Source organism: Erysipelothrix aquatica, assembly GCF_009828775.2.
Lineage (GTDB): Bacteria > Bacillota_I > Bacilli_A > Erysipelotrichales > Erysipelotrichaceae > Erysipelothrix > Erysipelothrix aquatica.
Genome location: NZ_WTSY02000062.1, coordinates 1 through 3,854 on the forward strand (window position 1 = coordinate 1; position 3,854 = coordinate 3,854).

General features: G+C 35.0%; 3 protein-coding genes. All 3 read right to left on the bottom strand.

What is annotated here, in order from left to right:
* Nucleotides 1–689, bottom strand: a 689-nt coding sequence (locus GVV20_RS10285; RefSeq protein ID WP_250690200.1) for a Cna B-type domain-containing protein, incomplete at its 3' end; no start/stop codon positions are given.
* A gap of 2 nt (nucleotides 690–691) precedes the next feature.
* On the bottom strand, nucleotides 692–1,819 hold the full coding sequence (locus GVV20_RS10290; RefSeq protein WP_250690201.1) for an Ig-like domain-containing protein: 1,128 nt from the start codon (nucleotides 1,817–1,819) through the stop codon (nucleotides 692–694).
* A 536-nt stretch (nucleotides 1,820–2,355) separates the two neighbouring features.
* Nucleotides 2,356–3,854: InlB B-repeat-containing protein (locus GVV20_RS10295; protein WP_250690202.1), on the bottom strand; the 1,499-nt coding region annotated here is incomplete at its 5' end.

Sequence of the window (3,854 nt, forward strand, 5' to 3'; positions counted from 1 at the left end):
ACCGCCACTTCTTCAACATGATAGACAATTGCGTTTCCATTTTCAAACTCTGCGAGGTTATCAAATTCATATGTCCAGTTCTCAGTTTCACCAATTTCTTGGCTTGCTACGATTTCAGTCCCTTTCATCAGGTTTACTGTGATCGTTTTTGGTCGTAGGCCGTCTTGATTATTCGCATCATCCCATGTTTTAGTACCTTCGATACGAATAGCCGGATTTTTGTAGTTGTAAGCTGACAAATATATTCCTTTGGTTTCTGTTCCGTTAATTTCAAAGAGATATTCATTTTCACTAACATTTCCCAAACCATCTACAAATGATACTCGATTTTGATAACCATCTAATGGTTTAGATTCTACGATTCGAAACTTTCCATACGGCAGTTGTTTAAACTCTGCATTTCCTTTTTTATCAGTAATGCTAGCTTCCTTATACTTTTCATAGTTACCCGATTGATTCATATGTTGGAGTTCAAATTCAACACCCTCAAGCACATTATTAGTATCATCATCTAATTTGTTGATAAGTACTGCCTGGGGATCAACTGTTTCGGCTCCACCTTTATAATCAATATACTTAATTATTCCAGTACTCTCTTCAGTTTTAGTATTATTGTACGTTAACTTCGCTGTATTGCTAAGTAACTGATTACCACCAGAAACTGTGCTCCATACACTTATTGATGGCATAATTATTCCAGTACCATTTGAACCTCATAAAGTTTTGTTATATCTTCTACTGTCTGAGTGTACTCATCATTCTCAAAATATTCTGGATTCGAAACTTTAAATGTGTCAAGTTTAGAAATTGCTTCTTCTAACGTAAAATTTGATAAATGTGAACCTGGCAAGTTTTTAAACGATATCAAGAGATGATTTGTTCCACTATCATCGAGATACAAACCCCTGGCTGGACCATCGCTTCCAGATACTCTTGCTTTAAATTTAGAATATGATTCATCCGGGTTTTGTGTAAGAATTTCAAAACTACTTGTTATATCTTTATTTGAAAATGACTTCCACGTTAGTTTACCATTAGATTCTGACAACATTAATGGTGCATTGATTGTTAACCGATCTAATGTCATATTTTTTTCAATGGTATCTTCTAAAAGAACATTTGTTATAACTGTTGTTTCACGCGCTTCATATATATTTTTTAGGTTCGTCTGGTTTACAAAAAGTGACCAATACACTTGATTTGAAGTACCTTCTTGCCAACCTTGCTTATTCATGTGACCGACATCACCCCAAAGGGTGTTGCTTTGGCGAACCTCAAATGGAATCGTTTCTCCAGCAAGTTCAAATACAGTTTTTCCATCAGTCTTCTTGTCAGCAGTTCCAATGGCATTGAAAGTTCCGTTTGTGATATCTAACCTACCATCAATATTCTCATCAAACTTCACCACTACTTTACCACTTTCTTTACTAATTAGAAATTCACCCAACGGTTGTCCATTACTGTCTGTTAAAATTTTTGCTTCGGTAGTAATAAAACTCATCAACTCCGTTGGCAACTTAATCTCAAAATAGTCACCTGGCTTAATGTTGTTGGTTATTAAATCTCGAATTGACCATGTAAATGTAAAACGAATTTTGTTTCCAGTATAGATAGGTTTTGCATTTTCTACATAGCCTCCATCTTGGTAAACTGTCTCCCACTCATCATTGCCTTTTGATACCTCCATTTTATTATTTCCAAACTGAACATACTGAGTAACATCATTATTCTCTGCATAAGCACTAGTTGGCATTATTCCAACAACTAAGAACAATGATATAGACATTATGATTAATACTTTACTGTATAATTTCTTCATTACTTCCCCTCCTCTTAAGTAAATCATCTATCAATTTTTAAATACGAGCGAAAATATAATATTCATATTCTAAAAATTGGTATAGACCACTACATTAATGTTAACACAATAGAATATTATTGCTAATTGCCCTTAATAATTAATCCGTGGCGGGATATTTAAACTTAATGATTGTTAACTTTATTCTTAACACTTTATGAACTATCTTACTAAAACTTGATTTTATGATAGTTTTCTCCATATAGTATTCGAAATATGTTTTTACGCGTATAGAGAAGTGTCACTTTAATTTCATAATCTTTTTACACATTTAGTGAACGACGTAAATTCATTTCTACAAACTTCAATTGAATTATTGATCTTAAAATAGACTCTATCAGGAAATTACAACTAAAAAAATTTTGGATGTATTTGTATTTCTAGATAATTTACATTGCTGCTAACCTCGCACGCTAAAACTTATCAGGAAATATAAGAAAACCATCATTAATTTATAACGATGGTTTCCATTAAATTCTATTAAGTTGGCAATTCGCTTATGCTTTCTTATCTTTTCGTTTATTTGAGAATAGTGATAAGTATAAACCTCCGGCAATAATTGTTAGGCCACTTAGAAGTGCTAAATAATTGGATGCTACTCCGGTTGCAGGTAAGACTGGTTTTGTTTCATTCTTTTCGTAGATTGCATAAATCGTGATATCTTCAGCTACTGCGATTGATGTATCGAAATATTGACCTTTGCCATCTGCTTGTGTATTCCAACCTTTGAAAGTGTAGCCGTCTTTAACTGTTGCTGGAATCTTAGCACCTGGTAATACCGTATTGATCGCAACTACAACTGGTGTTTTGATACTTCCATCAACAAATGTCACGGTTACTGTTTCTACTGGGACAATGTTCTTTTCGTAAATCGCGTAAACTGTTTGGTCGGCAGTGATTGGTTGTGTTAAGTCAATCATTAACCCTTTGCCGTCAGCTTGTGTATTCCAACCTTTGAAGGTGTAACCTGCTTTAGCTGTTGTTGGAACTTGATCAGCTGATACTACAGTATTGACGTCAATTACGACTGGAGTTGTTGTTTCACCATCAACGAATGTGATGGTTACTTTTTGTACAGGTTCAACATCTTTGTCATAGATTGCATAGACTGTTTGGTCCTCTGTGATAGCTTTTGTGAAATCTATCTTCGTTCCAAGTCCATCTACTTTTGTGTTCCATCCCTTAAAGGTATAACCAGTTTTAATTGTTGAAGGAATTCTATTTGTTGGAATTACAGTATTAATATCAACTGTAACCTCGCTTGTTAGTGTTCCAACTACAAATTTAACCGTTACTTTTTGAATTGGAACAATATTTTTTTCATACATTGCATAAACTGTTTGATCTGCTTTAATTACCGCTGTGGTATCAAATGCAGTTCCCTTGCCATCTGCTTGAGTGTTCCACTCTTTGAATGTATAACCCTCTTTAACCGTTGCAGGAATCTTGCTTGCATCTAATACTTGGTCGTACTTCGTAACAACTGGTGTGGATGTAGTTCCGTCCACAAACGTTACCGTAACATTGTTTGCTTCATAGATTGCATAAACTGTTTGATCTGCTTTAATTACCGCTGTGGTATCAAATGCAGTTCCTTTGCCATCAGCTTGAGTATTCCATTCTTTGAATGTATAGCCCTCTTTAACCGTTGCAGGAATCTTGCTTGCATCTAACGCTTGGTCGTATTTCGTAACAACTGGTGTTGATGTAGTTCCATCCACAAACGTTACTGTAACATTGTTTGCTTCATAGATTGCATAAACTGTTTGATCTGCTTTAATTACCGCTGTGGTATCAAATGCAGTTCCTTTGCCATCGGCTTGAGTGTTCCATTCTTTGAATGTATAGCCCTCTTTAACCGTTGCAGGGATCTTGCTTGCATCTAACGCTTGGTCGTATTTCGTAACAACTGGTGTTGATGTAGTTCCATCCACAAACGTTACTGTAACATTGTTTGCTTCATAGATTGCATAAACTGTTTGATCTGCTTTAATTA

What these genes read in the sequence shown, in the direction of transcription:
- GVV20_RS10290 (WP_250690201.1), bottom strand. Translation starts at nt 1,819, where the DNA reads ATGAAGAAATTATACAGTAAAGTATTAATCATAATGTCTATATCATTG.